Origin of the sequence: Streptomyces sp. CBMA29, assembly GCF_014596445.1 — a bacterium.
In the GTDB taxonomy this organism is placed as follows: Bacteria; Actinomycetota; Actinomycetes; order Streptomycetales; family Streptomycetaceae; genus Actinacidiphila.
This window is the reverse complement of record NZ_MECL01000136.1, coordinates 48827-67915: the sequence shown is the minus strand read 5'-3', so window position 1 is coordinate 67915 and position 19089 is coordinate 48827. Positions and strand designations below refer to the sequence as shown.

General features: G+C 69.9%; 16 protein-coding genes. 3 read left to right on the top strand and 13 right to left on the bottom strand.

Annotated elements, in window-relative coordinates; genetic code table 11:
* The first annotated feature begins 12 nt into the window (after positions 1–12).
* The 3 genes from BGM09_RS19195 to BGM09_RS19185 all read left to right on the top strand — a co-directional run bounded on the left by BGM09_RS19195 (position 13) and on the right by BGM09_RS19185 (position 4739).
* Positions 13–2280 (top strand): Mu transposase C-terminal domain-containing protein, encoded by a 2268-nt coding sequence (locus BGM09_RS19195; protein WP_188282864.1) that lies wholly within the window; start codon positions 13–15, stop codon positions 2278–2280.
* A 155-nt stretch (positions 2281–2435) separates the two neighbouring features.
* Positions 2436–3392: a TniB family NTP-binding protein gene (locus tag BGM09_RS19190; protein WP_188282863.1), complete on the top strand. Its 957-nt coding sequence runs from the start codon at positions 2436–2438 to the stop codon at positions 3390–3392.
* A gap of 528 nt (positions 3393–3920) precedes the next feature.
* Positions 3921–4739: a hypothetical protein gene (locus BGM09_RS19185; protein ID WP_188282862.1), complete on the top strand. Its 819-nt coding sequence runs from the start codon at positions 3921–3923 to the stop codon at positions 4737–4739.
* A gap of 714 nt (positions 4740–5453) precedes the next feature.
* On the opposite strand, the gene BGM09_RS19180 is transcribed toward BGM09_RS19185, so the two are convergent.
* The 13 genes from BGM09_RS19180 to BGM09_RS19120 form a co-directional block, all read right to left on the bottom strand.
* The gene (locus BGM09_RS19180) at positions 5454–7415 is read right to left on the bottom strand and encodes a hypothetical protein (RefSeq protein ID WP_188282861.1); all 1962 of its coding nucleotides are present in this window, start codon (positions 7413–7415) and stop codon (positions 5454–5456) included.
* Between the two features lie 689 nt (positions 7416–8104).
* Positions 8105–8605, bottom strand: coding sequence for a hypothetical protein (locus BGM09_RS19175; RefSeq protein WP_188282860.1), 501 nt, complete (start codon positions 8603–8605; stop codon positions 8105–8107).
* A 305-nt stretch (positions 8606–8910) separates the two neighbouring features.
* On the bottom strand, positions 8911–9048 hold the full coding sequence (locus tag BGM09_RS19170; protein ID WP_188282859.1) for a hypothetical protein: 138 nt from the start codon (positions 9046–9048) through the stop codon (positions 8911–8913).
* Positions 9045–9284 (bottom strand): hypothetical protein, encoded by a 240-nt coding sequence (locus BGM09_RS19165; RefSeq protein WP_188282858.1) that lies wholly within the window; start codon positions 9282–9284, stop codon positions 9045–9047. Before BGM09_RS19165 ends, BGM09_RS19170 begins: the two co-directional genes overlap by 4 nt.
* Positions 9285–9468: 184 nt before the next feature.
* Positions 9469–9840, bottom strand: a complete 372-nt coding sequence (locus BGM09_RS19160; protein ID WP_188282857.1) for a PadR family transcriptional regulator — start codon at positions 9838–9840, stop codon at positions 9469–9471.
* A gap of 601 nt (positions 9841–10441) precedes the next feature.
* Positions 10442–10684, bottom strand: a complete 243-nt coding sequence (locus tag BGM09_RS19155; RefSeq protein ID WP_188282856.1) for a hypothetical protein — start codon at positions 10682–10684, stop codon at positions 10442–10444.
* Positions 10685–11331: 647 nt separating this feature from the next.
* On the bottom strand, positions 11332–11700 hold the full coding sequence (locus tag BGM09_RS19150) for a VOC family protein (RefSeq protein ID WP_188282855.1): 369 nt from the start codon (positions 11698–11700) through the stop codon (positions 11332–11334).
* Between the two features lie 56 nt (positions 11701–11756).
* Complete coding sequence (gene nagA / locus BGM09_RS19145) at positions 11757–12830, bottom strand: N-acetylglucosamine-6-phosphate deacetylase (RefSeq protein WP_188282854.1); 1074 nt, start codon at positions 12828–12830, stop codon at positions 11757–11759.
* Positions 12831–12967: 137 nt separating this feature from the next.
* Positions 12968–14437: a glycoside hydrolase family 3 protein gene (locus BGM09_RS19140; RefSeq protein WP_188282853.1), complete on the bottom strand. Its 1470-nt coding sequence runs from the start codon at positions 14435–14437 to the stop codon at positions 12968–12970.
* Between the two features lie 67 nt (positions 14438–14504).
* Entirely contained in the window at positions 14505–15347 is an 843-nt protein-coding gene (locus tag BGM09_RS19135; RefSeq protein WP_223187251.1) for a carbohydrate ABC transporter permease, read from the bottom strand.
* The gene (locus BGM09_RS19130) at positions 15344–16318 is read right to left on the bottom strand and encodes a carbohydrate ABC transporter permease (protein ID WP_188282852.1); all 975 of its coding nucleotides are present in this window, start codon (positions 16316–16318) and stop codon (positions 15344–15346) included. The genes BGM09_RS19135 and BGM09_RS19130 overlap by 4 nt, the downstream gene beginning before the upstream one ends.
* A 22-nt stretch (positions 16319–16340) precedes the next feature.
* Positions 16341–17627, bottom strand: a complete 1287-nt coding sequence (locus BGM09_RS19125) for an extracellular solute-binding protein (protein ID WP_188282851.1) — start codon at positions 17625–17627, stop codon at positions 16341–16343.
* 5 nt (positions 17628–17632) lie between these two features.
* Positions 17633–18865 carry an ROK family protein gene (locus tag BGM09_RS19120; RefSeq protein ID WP_188282850.1) on the bottom strand — a complete coding sequence of 411 codons (1233 nt, stop codon included), beginning with the start codon at positions 18863–18865 and terminating at the stop codon, positions 17633–17635.
* Between the last annotated feature and the right edge of the window lie 224 nt (positions 18866–19089).

Below are 19089 nucleotides of genomic sequence, written 5' to 3'. Positions count from 1 at the left end.
GGCGGGCGGCCGGTGGTGGAGGTCGGCGCGCACGTCGTCCACCTGGGGCAGACCTGGCAGGTCGCCGCGCTGCAGGGCCAGCGGGTGTACCTGCTGCGGGAGGACGGCAGCGAGAAGACGCTCCTGGCGGGCCGGCTGTTCGCCGATCCCGGCCTTGAGGTAGTGGGCGGGCGGGTCCCGGACGCGGTGCCGCAGTGGGGGTTGTTCGAGACGGTGCCGCTGACGGCGCAGCAGCGGGCGCTGGCGTGGCTGCCGCACATCCGGGAGGTGGAGACCGGCCTTCCACACCCCGCGGGCAGCCGCGAGGGCCAGAGCGGGCGGCCGGAGTACGACCCGCAGCGGTGGACGCTGGCTCAGCGGGATGAGGCCAAAGCCAGGGAGATGACCGCGCTGGGCTTCACCAGGGTGACGCGGACGACGGTGGAGCGGATGCGGCACGCCTACCGCAAGCAGGGCTTGTGGGGCCTGGTCGACAAGCGCAGTGCCAAACCCTCGAGCGCGACCGGGCGGGCGGACGAGCGGGTGGTGGCCGCGCTGTTGGAGGCGCTGCGGCGCCAGCGCGGACGGTCGAAGGGGACGGTGAAGGGCCTGCGGGTGCTGACCGGGCAGATCCTGGACCAGACCCACGGAACAGGGGTAGTGGTGCTGCCGCCGGCGTCGTCGTTCTACCGGCTGGTCAACGCACTCGCCGACCCCGCCGAACTGCCGGGCCGCCCCGCGCGCACGGCCACCGCGCCCGCCCGCGCCTCGAGCGCGCCGCTGGTGCTGCGGCCCGGCGAGCAGGTCCAGATCGACACCACCCGCCTGGACATCATGGCCGTCCTGGAAGACGGCTCCCTGGGCCGTCCGGAGCTGACCATCGCCGTCGACGTCGCCACCCGCTCCATCCTGGCCGCCGTCCTGCGCCCGCACAGCACCAAAGCCGTCGACGCCGCCCTGCTGCTCGCGGAGATGGCCGTCCCCCACCCCGCACGTCCCACCTGGCCCGACGCCCTCAAGCTGTCCCGGGCACAGGTGCCCTACCAGCGGATGCTGTCCCTGGACGAGCGCCTGGAGGGCGCGGCCGCCCGCCCCGTGATCGTGCCCGAGACGATCGTCGTCGACCGCGGAAAGATCTACCTCTCGCAAGGCTTCGTCGCCGCCTGCGAGACCCTCGGGGTGAGCGTGCAGCCCGCCCCGCCGCGGCGGCCGCAGGCCAAGGCCGTGGTGGAGCGGACCTTCGGCTCGATCAACGACCTGCTGTGCCAGCACGTCGCCGGCCACACCGGCTCCAACACCCTGCGCCGCGGCAAGGACGCGGCGGCCGAGGCACAGTGGACGATCCCGCAGTTGCAGGACTTCCTCGACGAATGGATCACCTGCGGCTGGCAGAACCGCCCCCACGACGGCCTGCGCCACCCCGTCCTGCCCAAGACCGCGATCACCCCCAACCAGATGTGGGCCGCCCTGGTCGCCCTGTGCGGCTACGTACCCCTGCCCCTGACAGCAGCGGACTACCTCGAACTGCTCCCCGTGCGCTGGCAGCCCATCACCGAACGCGGCATCCGCATCGACTACCGCACCTACGACCACAACGACCTGAACCCCCACCGCGGCCAGCGCTCCCCCGTCACCGCCAAGGACGGCCGCTGGGAGATCCACCACAACCCCCACGACCCCCGCCAGATCTGGGTCCGCCTGCCCGACGGAAAACTCCACGAAATTCCCTGGATCCACCGCGCCCACGTCCACCAGCCCTTCAACGACCAGATCTGGCACCACATCCAAAACGAAGTCGAGCAGCGTGGCGACCGCGACCAACACGAGGCCGACCTCGCCGACGCCCTCGACCAACTCCTGCGCCGCACCCGCGACACCGCCGGCAACGAACCTGGCACGAGCGGCAAGAGCGGCAAGAGCAACCGTCTCGGCCACCGCCCCAAGCAGGTAGCTGTGCTGCCCGATCTGATGGGTCTGCCCGGCCAACGGCACCCGGCTGGCCCGGAAGCCGACGCAGGATCTGACGCAGACCCTGCAGGGCCGCGGACCCGGGTGAAGGCCGGCCACGGCCCGGCAGCAGATCCGACGCCTCCCTCGCAGACCCAACCCGACGAGCCGGCGCAGTCGTGGGATCCGGGCGACAGCCTCGACGACGTCACCGGCACCGACCCGGACACCCAGAACGAGGGGAGCGGGCCAGGCCTGCAGGACAGCACAGCTCCCACCACGGCCGCGGCGGGCGGGCCTGCGCCCGGCGGATACGGACTGTGGGACGCCGAAGCGGAGGCCGAACAGTGGTGAACCCCCGACAAAGATCCGCCGCCGCACCGGCGGCCAGCCGACAGACGGCGGGCACGAACCGCCGCTCCCCCGGGCTCGCAGCGAACACGGCAGCCGTCGCGGTCAACAGCGTCGACCGCGACGGCGCTTCAAATGAAGGGACGCTCCAGGGGGCGGTGACGACCTGGGACGGCTTCGAAGCCTTCGTGACCGCTCCGGTAGCCGCCCCTCCTCTGCCCGGGGCGCCGCCCCGCACCCTGGACGAACGCCTCGCCTACCACTCGCGATTCGTGACCGTGCGCACCCCGGTCATCGAGGCGCTCGCCAGAGACGTCCGCACGCTGATGCTCCTCGGCCGGCACCAGGCGGTCACCGCCCGCCCGTCCCTGATCGTCACCGGCCCCGCCGCCGCAGGAAAAACCACCGCGCTGCTCCAGGTCGGCCGGGTCTGCCACCTCGCCCACACCCGCCGCCACGGCCCTGCGGCGGCCGGCCACGTCCCCGTCGCCTACGTCCTGGTGCCGCCCGCCGCCAGCGCCAAGACCCTGGCCGTGGAGTTCGCCCGCTACCTCGGCATCCCCGTCACCGACCGCATGTCCCAGGCACAGATCACCAACGCCGTCGTCCACACCTACACCGCCGCCCGCGTGCAACTGGTCATGATCGACGAGATCCACCGCCTCAACCCCCGCACCACCACCGGCGCCCAGACCGCCGACCTCATCAAAGACCTCACCGAACGCATCGGTGCGACCTTCGTCTACGCCGGCATCGACGTCACCGGCACACCCCTGTTCACCGGCGTCCGCGGCGCCCAACTCGCGGGCCGCGCCTCCCTCATCGACTGCGGCGCGTTCCCCGCCCGCCTCGGCCAGCACGAGCCCTTCCACGACCTGATCACCGCCATGGAAAACGCCCTCGACCTCCACCACCACACACCCGGCACCCTCCCCGCCCTGGCCGGCTACCTCCACCAGCGCACCGCAGGACGCATCGGCAGCCTCGCCCGACTCATCCGTCAAGCCTCCATCACCGCCCTGACCGACGGCACCGAACGCATCACCAAAACCACCCTCGAGACCATCCGCCTGGACCACCTCGCCGAACAGCACCACCGCCCCCGACCCCGGTGAGCAAGGGCCGGCCGGGTGCGGGGGCCGGGCAGCACAGAGGCCCGGGCGATCGCCCGGGCCTCTGTATCGGGTCTTGTGGCGGGAAGGAGCGAGGAGCACAACCTCGCCGACCCTCACCCAGCGTCCCGCGATCGAAACCGTTCTCCTGGCGGACAACTCTCGCGGCCTACCACAACTCACCCTGGAACAAGCCCCTGTGACCGCAGGGGTGAGGGGCACGACCTCTCCCCGCGGCCTCTCGGCTCGTCCTGAGAAGAAGTACAGCACGCGGAGGAGGGCGCTGCCAAGGCCATTGAGATTAGCGTCGCGTGTAGTCCCTACCTTAGCGACGGATGAAACTCGTTCCTGACCCGCTAGGTGGGCACCCTAGCGTCAGGCCTTACATACCTCAGCACCCGGCACTACAGTACTTACAGAACTAAATTCTCCTACTAACTCTAGACTGCGGGTGACCCGATGCAGGCGGAAACCTCGGCCCCAGAAACCGGGAGCCGGACGGCGGCAGCGCCGAGCGGCCGTGCGCTGAAGATGGCTGAGAGCGCCGGCAGGAGCGGGCGGCGCAGGGCACAGGTCCGCTACAGCTTTGTGGAGCGGACCTCACTCGAGAACGAGCCGCCACCGCTGGCCCGGATGCTCCGCGGAGGCGGGCGCGGCGGCCAGGTGCGCCTCAAGCTCTACCTGAGTTACCTCTGGCTCCAGCGTGAGGACCAGGCCCGTGAACTATCCATCAGGAACAGCGCCTGGGCCACCGTGCTCGATCTCCCCGACCCCGAGACCGCCGGAGCACGCCGCATCAGCGACGCCCAGGCGTGGCTGGAGGAGAACAAGTACATCAGCATTACCAGGACGGGCCGGCTCAACCTGGTGACCGTCCTGTCCGAGACCGGGAACGGTGAACCGTGGATCGCCCCCGGAGCCGCTGCCAAGAAGGAAAAGGAAGAAGGCCTTCTGGGCCTTGGGGCCGTCGTCCACCGCTACATCCAGATCCCCCAGGCGTTCTGGACCCGAGGCCATATCGCGGTGCTCTCCGGCGCCGGCGTCGCCATGTTCCTCGCCCTCCTGGCCGAGAACGGGGGCCTGGGCGGGCAGCCGCTGTGGTTCAGCCCCAGAGAAGCCGACACCCGGTTCGCCCTCAGCGAGGACACGCGAAGCAAGGGGCTACGGGAGCTGAAGGGCGCAGGGCTGATCCAGACCAAACGGCGCCCGGTCAACGAGACGGACTTCCAAGCAGAGGCCCTGCACATGCGCAACGTGCACTACCTCCAACTGGACCGCCTCAACGAGACCGCCGAGATCAAACGCCGACGCGTCGTCAAGATCACCAGAAAGAAACCGCCCACCGGCTGACAGCACCCCATGGCCCTCACAGCTCACCCCGGCCGAACCCCCACATCTGGCCCCCACCCAGCAGCCCGGCACGAGCCCGCCGGTGACCGACAGACGCACCATTACACCCGAGACAAAACCAAGATCATTCCCTCACAACTACAGAACCGCAGACCACCCATCAGAACAACCAAACCGAACACCCCACCAGCCCACGCCAACCACACCCCAACGCCGGCGCTCCCCCAGCTCCAGCTCCCAACCAAAAGACAGGACCCAAGAACAAAGCAGCCAGCCCCCTGAAGATCACTGCTCCGTCACAACACCGCAGCCAGCATCCACGGACAACTCAGGGACCGCGCCCCGGACAGCCCGCTCTTCCCCCTCATCACGGCTCAGAACGGCGAACAACTCCGCCTCACCGCAACAGGCATCCGCTACAGCCTGAAGCCCACACCGCAGAAGGCGACACCGGCGGCCCCCGTCCCCAACTGGCGGCACCCAGCCCCTGTCATCACAGCCCTGACCAGCGACAACACATCTCACGCTGTACCGACCGGCAACCAACTGACCAGCACCATCACCAAAAACGTCAGCACCAAATCAGCATCTATGTCACCACTCGAACCACTCACCGCGATCAGCTGAACAGCACGGACAGCGCACCTACCGAACTGACATCACGATGCCGAACCACCACCGACAAAACCCGCAGATCATCAGGCCCGCGCCGGGTCAGCGCACGGTGACGGGTTTTGCGGTGGCCGTTCCGTCGGTCCAGCCGTTGCGGTGGGCAGTGATCCTGAACGTGATCTTCTGGCCGCGGTCGGCCTTCACCAGGGCGTAGGCGGACTTCGTCGCACCCTTGACGGGCTTGCCGTTGCGCTTCCACTGGTACGTGTAGGAAGTGGCGGACGGCGACCAGGCGCCTCGGGCAGCGTTCAGCTTGTGACCGACCTTGACGGAGCCGGAGACCGACGGCGCGGTGGTGGCCTTCAGCGCGGGGCCGGCCTCGACCTTCCGCGCAGGTGAGGTGGAAGCGACCGAGCCCGCGCCGTTGCTGACCGTGACCCGGCAGGACACCTTGTGGGCGTAGTCGGCGGAGGTGAGGACACGGGTCTTGGCGGTGGCGCCGGAGATGACCGCGCCGTCGCGCAGCCAGGACAAGACGGCCTTGGCGTTGGTGCCCTTCCAGGCGGCGGAGCAGGTGAGGGCGGAGCCGGTTCGGGCCGTTCCGCTCACCGCGGCGCTGGCGGTGAGCTGTGGCTTGACCATCAACAGGGTCTGCGACTCGGACCACACCTGGGAGGTGTAGCCGCCGCTGGCGGCGTACTCGGCCTTGCGCCACAGCACCGTGGCCCGGCCGTCCGGTCCGGCAGCCACCTCTCCGGCGAGGGCGTCGGTGCCGGGGACGGCGGCGACGGGTGTGCTGTTCACAGCGGTGGCCCGGCTCCAGGTGCCGTCGGCGCGCACCGCCCACTCCAGGTAGTTGTCGTTGCCGTTGTCGATGCCCGGCGACTGCGGCCACACGACCTGCACGGTTCCGTCAGCGCCGATGGAGGCGTCCACCCGCCAGTTGACGTAGCCGGTGGACAGCGTCTTCGGCGCGGACCAGGTCCCGGTGCCCGCGGTGCGGGTCACGGTCTGCACAACGGGGACACCGGCGGTGGGGCTCCAGCCCGTCCACACATAGGTGACGTCACCGTTGGGCGCGGCCAACGGTTCGCTTCCGTCGCTGTAGCTGACGGCGGAAACGGCAGTCTGGGCTGCGCTCCAGCTACCCGAAGGAGCGGTGCGGGTGGCGGACTTGAGGTCGTCGGCGCCGTTGCGCCACAGCACGGTGGAGGCGTTCTTGGCGTCCATCGCCACCTGTACGTTGCTTGACGCGGCGTCGGTGCCGGGCAGCACGGAGACACTGCCCCAACCGGACCGGGCCGAGGTGCGGGTGGCGGTGGAGACCGTGTGCTCGCCGGTGAACCGGCTGAGTTCATCCCAGACCGCGGTGGCGGCGCCGCCCGGGGCCACCGCGACGTCGATGCTCCAGACGGATCCGGTCGTGGCGGAACCCAGCGTCCGGGGCGCGGACCACGCCCGGTCGCCCGGGGCGAGGACAGCGGTTCTCACATCGTAGTTCCGGTACCCGTCGCCCTGGTCCCATACCGCGGTGAAGGAGCCGTCGGCCGCCGCGGCCAGACGGGGCGTGGACATGTCCAGGCCGTCCCAGACAGCGAGGACGGCCGGAGCGGACCAGGCCGCCTGGGCCGGGTTCCAGCCGGCGGCCAGGGCGACCAGCGAACCGTCCGCACCACTGCCGTCCAGCCAGGACACCACGGCCCGTCCGTCGGCGCTCACGGCAAGGACGGCCGCGGAATTCTTGTCACGCCCGGTCGCCAGGGTGTGCGGCGCACTCCACGTCGCGGTTCCGGCAGGCCGCACGGCGGTCCGGAAGTCCCAACCGGTGGCCCCGGCGGCCTTGTCCCGCCACAGCGCGAACGCGGCGCCGTCACCGGCCGCCTGGACATCGATGAGACTCTGCTGGCCGTCCGCCCCGGTCAGGGCGACAGCCGCGCTCCACGGTCCCGCTGAGGCGGTGTACCCGGCGGCGGCCGAGGGAAGGGCGGTGCCCCACGAGACCGCGGCCACGGAGGCGGCGAGCGCCACGGCGGCAGTCTTCGGTCTGCGTATCTTCAGTGCCATTACCGCTCCTGTCTCAGGCGGGCGGGTCGTGCGCCCGGCATGCCCGCGCACATCGGAGCGGGGGGCGCAGCACCGGCGGAAGGCAAACGGCGTAGACGCCCCTGTGCGGACTACGACGGCGCCGCTCCCGCGCCGTGGTCATGATGACAGGACGGAGTAACGGACCACGATGCCGGGTGCACGTGAAGCCGGTCCCCTGGCTGGGATCGGATCCGGTTGTCAAGTTGTCTCACCCGGGCGCCCGCATCTCCGCAGGCGCCGGCCACTGGCCCTCGTGACCGTTGACCGCTCACCCGGGCAGAGCGGAATCCTCCGGTATCAGATGTCTTGCAGCGAATTTCGTGAATGCTTGAACGGCCGCAAAAATTCGTACGTACGATCGGCATTCATGAACACCGGACGACGCAGCCGATGCCGGTGAACTCCGCCTCGGGCTCCGCCGCGCGGGGGCCAGCAGCCGGTCGGAACTTCATGAGCGGTTTCCCACGGACGCCAGAGCAGTGAGGGCTTCCTGGCTGAGGTGTCTGCGGGGCAACAGCAGCGGCACCGTGCCGGTCGAGGCTGTCGCGGCGATACCGGCGGCGGCACTTCCGCCCAGTGCCGCCGCACTCATGGCTTCGTTCACGTTCAGCGGCAGCGTCTGCCGACGGCTTTGAGCAGCGGTCAGCGATCACCGGATCGATGAACGGTCACGGGTTTTGACGGCGCTTCACGTTGCAGTCGTGTCCGTCGCCAGGCAGGCCCATGACGTTCAACACGGGCTCCTCGCCCCCGGGGATCTCGAAGGTGAAGTTCGCTTGTGCCGGGATCGCCACGAGCGAGCGCTGGCCGCCGAAGGTCAGCGGCGGACAGGGCTCCCAGGAACAGCCGGCCCTGTCCAGGGCGGAAACGACGTCGGCGTGCTTGAGCCCTGCCGGGAAGATGCCGGTCCCCCCGGCAACCGACGGGGGGAGTTCGACGACGTCGCGCCAGGTCTGGATGCAGATGAGAGAGACCTTGCGGCAGCGGCAGACACTCAGTTCAAGGTCTCCGTAGGCGAAGAGCCTCGGCCACTTTCGGCTCCGGCTCATCGCCCCGATGTCCCACGGCTCGCCGAGAGCCGCGGTCACATCGCTCCACTCGGCTCCGCAGAACACCGGACCCAGCCGGCCTGTCTTCGCCATGCCGGCCAGGACATCGAGGATCTCCACAAGACGGAGAATGACAGGTGTCCTGACCAGCGGTCCAGGGGTTTCAGGGTCAGCCCGCTGCGGGCTCTTCGGTTCCGGCCCGGGTGCCGGCGAGGCGGCAGGAGTCGGTCCGTCTCGATGACCGCACCGTTGAAGGTGAAGCGGCCGACGATGGCCGCGCAGAACCGGCGACCGGTGAACGTCCCGGTCCAGCCGCCGCCCGTGACAGCACCAAGGGCTCAGTCAGCACGGCGGAGCCCTCGGCGGAGCCCTCGGCGGAGCCCTCGGCGGAGCCCTCGGCGGAGAAGGAGCCGAGAGCGAACCGGTCAGTGCCAGCCGATCACCAGATGGTGCGGCAGCACCTCGACGGCTAACCAGAAGAGCGCGCTGCCAGCCACCGCGTAGAAGGTAGCGCCGGCCTTGGAGACCGGATCCGGCAGCAACGAGCGGCGACGCGTGCTCATGCCGGCTCCTTCTCGCGCCCGGTGACCACGGTGCAGGCGTACCGGGGCATCGCCAGCACCGTCGTGGCGATCCAGACCCGGCGGGCACGGCGGCCGGGCATGTCCGCGAGGTAACCGCGCTGTTCCTCCAGCCACCCGGCACGCTCAGCCCACGGAAGCAGGAGACTCGCCAGCCGCAGCGCTCCGGTACGCCGCACCGGAGTCTTCCCGGCCGAGGGGCAGGCGGCATACTGCATGACGGTCTTCCGGGGCAGTCCAGTGTGAGGTACCGCTCTCCCGCAGACCCGCGGATCCGCAGCCTCCTCCTGCTGAGCAGGGTGACGGTCCAGGTCATATCGCCCTCGACACCGAATTTGCGGTCCGCAGCGTACGCGATGGCACGCCGGGCCACATCACTGCCTGCGGCAAGCGGGGTCTCCTTCATCGCCCACCCTCCACAAGCCCCGGAAGCATCACGCCGGCGGGGACGACAGAGGCCGCAGCGGCGGCTTCGGCGATCGACCGGGGAGCGAGTTCCGCACCCTTAGGGGTGATCTTGTAGAAGCGGCGGCGGGGCCGGCCCGCCCCTTCAGCGCTTTCGTCCTGCTCCCAGTAACGCTCGACCCAGCCGGCCTGCCGCAGACGCTCCAGAAGCGGGAACAGGGTGCCGTTGGGCAGTCCCGACAGCTTCGACAGCTCCAGGCCATACAGGCCGTCGGCGAGCACCGCCGCACGGCGCTCGCCATCACCTACCCGTCCCAGCAGTGCGTTGAGCACCGTCCGGGTGTGCGGGGTCATCCTCAGCTTCGACATGACAGCAGACTGCCTAAGCAGAAAAGATTCGTCTGCCTAGGTAGCCAAGATTACGGGATGCTCTCTTCCGGTGTCCGGCCGCGGACTTCGAGGCGGGCGAGGCCGGCACCGGGCGCCAGCCGGCCGGTTCCGACCGTCCAGCCGCGCACCGCGGCCGGCGACGCCGCCGCCGGCCGCGTCCAACCCGGCTTCCCCCCGCACCGGGCCCGGCGGAGCTGCCGTACGCGCCGACAGTCCGTGCCGCCGCGGCACTGCACGACGCCGCGGCGGATGCCCGGTGAGTCCTCGCGGCGGCCGGAGCCGATGAGGAAGACGCCCTACTCCGCCCGTACCGTGAACGCGATCCACCCGCCCGGCACCGCCGCGGCGGTGCCCTCCACGACCGGGCGCAGCCCGGAGGCGCCCGCCTGCCCGCCCGCCTGCGCCCCCGCGCCCGACAGCGGACAACCAGCCGCACAAGCCGACAGTCAACAAGACCGCTCCACGGACCAACGCAACACTGCCGCCGGAAATCCCGACGAAGGATAAAAGCCACAGTCACTCACGAACAGCCAGCCACAGAACACACGGGGCCAAAGGAAGCAGGCAGTGAGCACACCGGTCAGGAGGAAACAGGATGGCCTCCGTCACCCTCGATGACAGTACGTCCGGCATCCCCACCGCCAGGTTCTTCGACGATGGTCACATCCACCGCACCATCACCAGTGGTATCGAACTGGTAAAGATCAGGCTTGCCGTCACCAGTGGTGTCGGACATCCATACATCGGGTCTTCCGTCACCGTTCGTGTCGACACTCAGCAGAAGGTGATCCTCAGCAGGTATTCCACTCATCTCATCAGCCATAACACCCGCATGCCCCACGACCCAACCCCCACACCAACACACAACCCGCGCGCAGCCGACAGACAGACCCGCAAACACCCCACCACACCAGCACCCGGGAAGCACAGCCCAACCGCCACCGCCGCCCACGAGCAGCCCCGGCACCGGCACACCAGACCACAGACCCCCCCAGCAGCGGGGCTCCCGCCCGGACCCCGCCAACACCGGCCCCGACACCGACGGTGACGCAGACGGGAACTGCGCTGGCGACGGCGTTCACGCCGCAAGGAGCAGCGGGGCGGCAGGCTGAGGCCGGCTGTTCGGCCCCGGGCGAGGTTCTGGTGCTGTCGTGCCGGGCGGTGGCTCTGGGATCTGCCTTGGGGAGCGGGAGCCGCTCAGTCGCCCTGCCGGGCCCGGAGTCGTCGTCGCTCCTGCTGGAGGACCTCGCCAGGCGGAGGCGCTGTGCGGGGCCCTCACGGCGTCCGCCGCCCGTTGACGTACTCATGGGCCGCCCCAACCCCTGACCTGTGCAGATGCCGCGGCGCATGATGAAGCCGTGGCAGGCGACACGGCCGTGTCGCAGCTCCGTACTGACCCCGGCCCACGCCGCCCACCAGCTTCGCGGGCTACGGCCGGAAGCCCTCGGCCAGCGCACGCGCCGGACGGCGTCAGCGGGGCGGGATCGGCTGGGTGAGGTTCACCGGGTTGCCGTCGGGGTCCTGGATGTGGGCGACGCGTTGTCCCCACGGCATGTCGGCGGGGCCGCCGCGAACCGAGCCGCCCAGCGCTTCCACCCGCCCGAGCGTCTGACCGACGTCGTCGACACCGATGCTGAGCAGGATCCGCGGCGCCGCAGCCGTACCCGGGTCCGCCTTGGCTACCAGCCCGAGGTCGGTGTCGCCGATGCGCAAGCCGAGGTAGAAGGCCGGGCCTTCCGCCGGTTCCCGGAAGATCTCCTCGGCGCCGAACAATTGCGTATAGAAGCTGAGCAGAACGTCCTGGTTCGCGGTCACGATCACGGGCTGGATGGTGGACATGGCACTCCTGTCGAGAACGGTCGTGTCGCCGGGTAGACCGTTCGAGGACGGTGAACTCATCGGCAAAGCCGCCCCTCCGGACGGTCTGCGGCACGGACAGGCGTACGCGCGAGCGCCAGGACCGGCACCGGGCGGCCCTCCAGCCAGACACGGGACGGGGACAGGGCGGTGTCGAGCTCCACCAGGTCAGCGCGCAGGCCCGGACGCAGGGCGCCGCGGTCGGACAGGCCCAGCAGGCGGGCCGGGGTGGCGGACGACATGCGGACGGCGTCCGCGAGCGGCAGACCCACCGTAGTGACCGAGCGGCAGAACGCACGGGACACGAAGAGCGTCGAACCCGCCAGAACACCCGTACCGCGAAGGCGGGCCGCGCCCCCCGACACCGTCACCTCACGGTCCGCGAAACGGTACGTGCCGTCGCCCATGCCCGCCGCCGGCATCGCGTCGCTGACCAGGAGCAGGCGGTCGGCGCCTGCCGTGCGGTGGGCCAGACGCACCGTGTCCTCGGCCAGATGGTGGCCGTCGACGATCAGTTCGCAGGACAGCCGGGGGTCCAGGAGCGCCGCCGCGACCGGGCCCGGGTCCCGGTGGTCCAGCGGCGGCATCGCGTTGAACAGGTGGGTCACCGCGCGGGCGCCCGCGGCGGCCGCCCGCGCGAAGACCGCCGCGGACGCTTCGGTGTGGCCGAGGCTGATCACGAGGCGATCGGCGTACTCCCTGATCAGCTCCAGCGCGCCGGGCAGTTCCGGAGCCACCGTCATCGACACCGCATGGCCCCCGGCCGCCGTCAGCAGTCGCTCGACCACAGCACGGTCAGGCACCCGCAGCGCATCCGGGCTCTGCGCGCCGCGGCGGCCGGGCGACAGGAACGGGCCCTCGAAATGGATGCCCACCACGTTGGGCGCGGATCCGTCGTCGATGACCGAGGCGACCGCCCGCGCCGCCGCCTCCATCGCGGGCAGGGCGAGGCTGGCCACCGACGCGAGCATCGACGTGGTACCGCGGGCGAGGTGCCCGGCCGCGGCGATCCGCACATCATCGGGGTCGCCGGTGTAGACCGAACGGCCCGCCCCGCCGTGACAGTGCGGATCGACGAACCCCGGCACGACCAGCCGGCCCCGCAGATCCACCACAGGCTCCCGCACCGGCGGCGGACCACCCTCGCCCATCGCATGGATCAGACCGCCGCGGACCAGCAGCCACCCCGGCGTCACACCCCCGCCAGCCCGCGCGAACCGGCCGCCGGTCAGCAACTGCCCGCCGCCGGTCACCCGGCCGCCAGCAGCACGTCCACCGCTGCCCGCGCGCACACCCTGGAGGCGCCGAACGTCCGCACCCAGCCGCGGAATCCGCCGAAGTCGGCGCCCGGCACGCCCATGTCGACCACGACGCACTCCGGCCACCGGGCCAGAACCTCGTCCAGGACGGGCCGCTGCCAGGGGAAGCGGTGCGGGCTGCGGACCAGCAGCACGACGTCGGCGTCCGGCCCGAACTCGTCCAGGTACAGGCCGATCTCGGCCCTGATCACTCCCTCCGCGTTGTATGTGTCACCGGCCACCGCCACCGACTCCACCTCAAGGCCCGCCGCCCGCAACGGCTCCGCGATCCCCCATGACGCACCGCCCTGAGCGGGCGAATGCGTCGGATCGAGCCGGGCCACCATCACCCTCCGGCCGCGCAGCACCGGGTCACCGCAGACCTCGACCACCTCCCGCGCCAGCCGCGCGCCCACCGCGTCGTCATGCACGGCACCGGTCGCCCTGGGGCGCGTGCCGAGCCTGGCGATACGGGCGTTGGCCTCACGCAGCCGCTCCTCCGGGAGCCTGCCGTCCTCGACCGCCGCGACCAGGGCCGCCGCCGCCGCGTCCACGTCGTCCCCGAACGCCCACGCGCCCAGGCACAGCGCGTCCGCGCCCGCCGCGATCGCCCGGACCGACGCCTCGGGCAGCCCCGCCACATCGCTGATGCCGCGCATCTCCAGCGCGTCGGTGATCACGACCCCGTCGTACCCGAGCTCACCGCGCAGCAGACCCGTCAGAACCGCCGGGCTGATCGTGGCGGGCACCGTGTCGAGCCGCGTCAGCAGAACGTGGGAGACCATGATGCTGTCGACACCCGCCGCGATCGCCGCACGGAACGGGTCCAGATAATGGTCGACCAACTCCTGGCGGGAGAGGTCGACGGTCGGCGTGCCCAGGTGCGCGTCGGTCGAGCTCAGCCCGTGGCCGGGGAAATGCTTGGCGCACGCGCTCACCCCCGCCGCCTGGAGACCCGCCACCCACGCGGCGGCGTGCCGGGCCACCAGAGTCCGGTCCGCGCCGAAACAGCGGATGCCGTTCGGGCTCAGCGGATTGACCGCCGTGTCGACCGCGGGCGCCAGATCCCAGTCGATGCCGGCCGCCACCAGCGACAGCCCGATCTGGTACGCCGCCTCACGCGTCGACTCCGGATCGTCCAGCCGCCCCAGCGCGTGATTGCCGGGCACCGACGTACCCCCGTACGACTCCAGCCGGTTGACGTCACCGCCCTCCTCGTCCACCGACAGCAGCACATGCTCGCGCAGGCCGTGCAGGTCGGACGTCAACTGCCGGATCTGCTCGGCGGAGGCGATGTCCTTGCCGAACAGGACGAAGCCGCCGAGTCCCTCCTCGACACGGGCGCGGGCCCACCGGGGCACGGTCTTCCGCCCCAGCGCGGGGAACAGCACGCCATGGGCAAGGCGTGACAGCTCGGTCATGGAATCCTCACTCCTTCAATCAGTAAGCCCTACAAAGCGAAAGCCGGTCCGGTACGCGGCACGCGAGTCATCCCTTGACCGCGCCGCTGGTCATTCCGCCGACAAGACGGCGCTGCACCAGCAGGAAGAAGACCAGGACCGGCAGCGAGAAAATGGTGGAGGCGGCGATCATCGCGCCGTAATCGACGCTCTCCGACGTCTTGAACGACACCAGCCACACGGGAAGCGTGTAATTGCCCTGCGATTTCATGATCACGTAGGCGAACAGGTAGTCGTCCCACGCGTTGACGAACGCGAAGATGGAGGTGGCGACGATGCCCGGCATCAGCAGCGGCAGCAGCACCCGTACGTACATCTGGAACCGGCCGCACCCGTCGACCAGCGCCGCCTCCTCCAGTTCCACCGGGACCCCGTCCACGAAGCCGCGCAGCGTCCAGATCGTGAACGGCAGCACGAACGTCATGTACGTCAGCACCAGACCCGGTACGTAATCCAGCGCGTTGATCGAACGCAGCATCAGATACACCGGGATGACCATCGCCGCAGCCGGAATCATCTGGACCAGAACGAGAATCGCCAGCAGTACCTTTCGCCCCGCGAACCGGAAGCGGGCTATGGCGATCGCCGCGAACAGCGCGATGACCAGCGACAGCACCACCGACGACAGGGTCACCGTCAGCGAATTGCGTACGAACACCCAGAAGTGCGGTTTGGCCAGGGCCCGTTGGAAATTGCCCAGGCTGATCGGCCAGGGAATGAACTGCGGCACCGCGCTGAGGATCTTCCCGCGCGGCTTCAGCGCGGTGGCCACCATCCAGTAGACGGGGAAGAGCATCACCGCGGAGATCACCACGGCGATCGTGTTGTTGACGCCGCGGCGGCGCCGCGCCGGGCTCATGCGCATACTCATGCCGTCTCTCCCTGGTCGTCTCCCTGCTTCGCCGTCCTGCGGACGTAGGCGACGGAGAACACGGCGAGGATCAGTACGGTCACCACCGCGATCGTCGCGCCGCCGCCGTAGTCGTTGCGGCTGAAGGCGGTGATGTACGCGTACACCCCGAGCGTCGTGGTCTGCCCGTCGGGTCCGCCCTGCGTCAGCACCCAGATCGGGGTGAACGAATTCACCGACCAGATGACCTCCAGCAGGGTCAGGATCGCCAGCACCGGCCGCAGCACCGGAATCGTGATGTGCCGGAATGTCTGCAGCGTCCCCGCACCGTCCAGGCGCGCCGCCTCGTACAGCGACTCGGATATCTGCCCGCGTGCCGCGAAGAGCGTCAGCGCGACGAACGGCAGGCCCTTCCAGACCGTGAGCAGGATGACGAGCCCGAGCGCCTGGTGGGGATGGGAGAACCAGTCGTACGCGGTCAGGTCCCCGAAGACCCGCACCTTGGTCAGCAGCCAGTTCGCGACCCCGTACTGCGGCTGGTACATCCATTGCCACACCAGCGTCGCCGCGACCATCGGCATCGCCCACACCAGGACCAGCGACACGGTCGTGACCACGCGGGCCCACGCCGAGACGCCGGTCAGCAGATGCGCGATCAGGAAACCGAGCACCATCAGCAGTGCCACGCACACCACGGTGAAGACCACCGTGCGCAGCAGAACCGAGCGGAAATCCGCGTCCGAGAACAGGTGGGTGAAATTGTCGACGCCCACGAAATCGGCGTGCCCGGTGAACAGCGACCGGGGGCCGAAATCCTGCGTGGACAGCACCAGCAGCCGGATCAGGGGATACCCCTGGATCAGCAGCAGCGCGAGCGCCGCGGGGGCGATCATCGCCCACGGCAGCAGACGCCGCCGGGTGGCGCCGCCCCGGGCCCGCGGCCGGGGGCGGGCACCGGTCGGAGCGCGCCGGGCGCTCCGCTTTTCGGTCATTGCCATCGGGTTCCCCGAGGTCCTAGTGGAGCGAGTTGAATGCGTCGGTGGCGTGCTTGTCGTAGTCGGCGGACGCCTTGGCGATATCGGCGCCGCCTGCGATCTTCGAGAAGAACTGCTCGTTGTACCGCTCGGTCTCCAGCGTCGCCTCGCCCGGACTGGCCGGCAGCGGCTGGCTGATCTCCGCCGCCTTCGACGCGACGGTCAACTGCTCGGGAACACCGGTCGGGGTGAAGTCCGGCGAGATCGGCAGCAGGTTGAGCGTGAGCGCCATCTTCTGCTGGAACTGTTTGCCGGTGATGATCCGCAGCCAGTCCTGCGCGGCCTTCTTGTCGGGGCTGTTCGCCGCGATGCCGATGGTGGAGCCGGACACGATCACCGGCATGGCCTTGTCCGCGGTGTAGCCGGGCATCGCGAAGAAACCGATGTCGTCCTTGAGCGCGGGGTTCTTCTCCAGGACCGCCGCGGGCTCCCACGCCTTGACGTAGACCATCGCGGCCTTGCCGTCGGCGAAGAGCTGGTCCTGGTCGGGGCTGTCGGTGTTGACGCCGACCGAGGACTTGGTGGAGCAGGTGTTCTGGAAGGTGCGCCACGCGGCGAGACCCGCCTGGTTCGCCGGCGAGGACATCTCGGCCTTCCAGGCGCCGTCCTTCTGCGTGGCGATGGCGCCGCCCTTGCCGAACAGGAACGGCATGCCGTTGAACCAGTACTGGCCCGGCAGGTAGAAGCCGGAGAAATTCGCCGTCTTCTTGTTGGCCGCCGCCAGCTTCCCGCAGTTCTGCTGGAGTTCGGCGACCGTCGTGGGCGGCTGCTGGATGCCCGCGTCGGCGAAGAGCTTCTTGTTGTACATGACGACCTTCGTGCCGCCGTAGAGCGGTGTGGCGTAGAGCTTGCCGTCGTACTGAGACGGGCCGGACAGCCCCGCCAGCCACTTCGCCGAGTTCTCGAAGCCGGCCTTCTCGGCGGTGAGGTCGGCGAGGCCGCCGGAGTACGTCTGAAGCGGCGTCTGGGTATTGCCCATCTCCACGATGTCCGGCGGATTCCCGCTGGCCAGCGCCGTGGTGATCTTCGTGGCGATGCCGTCCCACTGCTGTATCTGGACGTCGACCCTCATGTCCGGGTGCTGCTTGGCGAACGCGGCGTTGACGTCCTTGATGAGCGCGTTGTCACCGGGGCCGCCGGTCATCATCCAGACCGTCAGCTTGCCGTCGGAAGCGGCGTCCGCGCCGCCGCTGCCGCCACAGGCCGTCAGCGCGAGCGCCATGACCGGGACCGACGTGACCGCGTACCGCCACCGTGCACGGTTCATCATTCTCACCTTTCCGCTGCTGGGGTGGGCTGGTCGCCCTGCGTGGTGCTGGTTGCGGGGCATGCGCCGAGCCGGTCGAGCACCAGGTGCCGGTCGACGTCGATGCCCGCGATGTGCTCGGCGCTGATGCCGAGCGACGTGTAGTGCCGGTCGAGGGAGGACGCCATGGCGCCGAGGAGCCCCGCGGAGTCGCCCAGGTCGGAGTGCCTGACCGCGCTGCGCACCCCGACGGTCTCCGCGACCTGGTCGCTGATGACCGTGAGCGCGTCAGCGCCGAACGACTCGGAGAACCCGCCGGTCAGCACCACGGTCTTCGGCTCGTAGGCGAGCGCGACGATCGACACGAGGTGGGCGAGGGACGCGTGCACCTCGGCGAGGAGATCGGCGTACGCCACCGGGTCGGCGAACAGTTCCTGAGCGCCGCGGACCTGGACGCCGCGGGTGCCGGCGTACGCGACCAGGTCCGCACCGGACAGCAGATCGCGCAGCCGCTCGGCGCGGCCGGGCAGCGGGAGCCGCCCGAACTCGCCCAGCAGCCCCTGCTCGCCAAGCAGGACCCGCCCGTCGATCGAGACCGCGGAGCCGAGACCGGTGCCCATCGCCAGCAGGACCGCGGTCTCCCGGTCCGGGAGGGATCCGTACTGGAGCTCACCGAGCATGGCGACGTTGGAGTCGTTACCGACGGTGAGCGGAACTCCGACGAAGTCGGAGACCGCGTCGATGAAAGCGGTGCCCTTGATCTGGCCGAGATTGTGCGACGCGAGGACGGTCGTGCCGTCGCCGCTGACCACACCGGGCAGGCCGATCGTGACCGCTCGCAAAGGCGCGTCCTCCCGGTAGCGGGTGACCAGGCCGGTGACCCGGTCGGCCACCCACCGGGCCAGCTCCTCGGCGGTCGCGCCGCGCGGGGTCGCGTCCCGGCTCCTGATCACCGCGCGGCCCAGCGCGTCGGCGACCACGACCCGGCAGTTGGTGCCACCGAGGTCGATTCCGCAGACCAGAGCCGATTCCGCGTGGAACCCGACCGCGGTGGACTGTCTGCCGGGGCCTTCGCGCACCAGTCTTTCGCCCTCGTGGACGAGCCGGTCCTCCATCAGGTCGTCGACGATCCGGAACACGGTCGCCCGGCTCAGGCCGGTGGTCGCGATCAACTGCTGACGGTCCGTCTGAGCACCCGAGAGCAGCGCCGCCAGGACCGCGCTGCGGTTGGACGCTCGGGGTAGCGAGGTAGTTGCCACAATTCCTCTCAGGCTGAGATTAATTCGATGCGCTTACTGTAGCGACCAATCGGCGAACAGATCCAGACATGCGGATCACATTCCGGTAAAGCACGAGCCGTCACGGATGGTGACGACGCGGGGGTACGGCGGAGCCACCGGTGCCGCGGAGGTGTGCGGGGTGCGTGATGGCCCCGGGGCCGCGGCGGGCCGGAATCCGGGAGGACATGCAAGGGGGTTAACCC

Bases quoted from the DNA above. Each gene is read 5' to 3' on its own strand.
- BGM09_RS19185 (WP_188282862.1), top strand. From the start codon at position 3,921: ATGGCTGAGAGCGCCGGCAGGAGCGGGCGGCGCAGGGCACAGGTCCGC.
- BGM09_RS19180 (WP_188282861.1), bottom strand. From the start codon at position 7,415: ATGGCACTGAAGATACGCAGACCGAAGACTGCCGCCGTGGCGCTCGCC.
- BGM09_RS19170 (WP_188282859.1), bottom strand. From the start codon at position 9,048: ATGAGCACGCGTCGCCGCTCGTTGCTGCCGGATCCGGTCTCCAAGGCC.
- BGM09_RS19165 (WP_188282858.1), bottom strand. From the start codon at position 9,284: ATGCAGTATGCCGCCTGCCCCTCGGCCGGGAAGACTCCGGTGCGGCGT.
- BGM09_RS19160 (WP_188282857.1), bottom strand. From the start codon at position 9,840: ATGTCGAAGCTGAGGATGACCCCGCACACCCGGACGGTGCTCAACGCA.
- BGM09_RS19155 (WP_188282856.1), bottom strand. From the start codon at position 10,684: ATGGCTGATGAGATGAGTGGAATACCTGCTGAGGATCACCTTCTGCTG.
- BGM09_RS19150 (WP_188282855.1), bottom strand. From the start codon at position 11,700: ATGTCCACCATCCAGCCCGTGATCGTGACCGCGAACCAGGACGTTCTG.
- BGM09_RS19140 (WP_188282853.1), bottom strand. From the start codon at position 14,437: ATGACCGAGCTGTCACGCCTTGCCCATGGCGTGCTGTTCCCCGCGCTG.
- BGM09_RS19135 (WP_223187251.1), bottom strand. From the start codon at position 15,347: ATGAGTATGCGCATGAGCCCGGCGCGGCGCCGCCGCGGCGTCAACAAC.
- BGM09_RS19130 (WP_188282852.1), bottom strand. From the start codon at position 16,318: ATGACCGAAAAGCGGAGCGCCCGGCGCGCTCCGACCGGTGCCCGCCCC.
- BGM09_RS19125 (WP_188282851.1), bottom strand. From the start codon at position 17,627: ATGAACCGTGCACGGTGGCGGTACGCGGTCACGTCGGTCCCGGTCATG.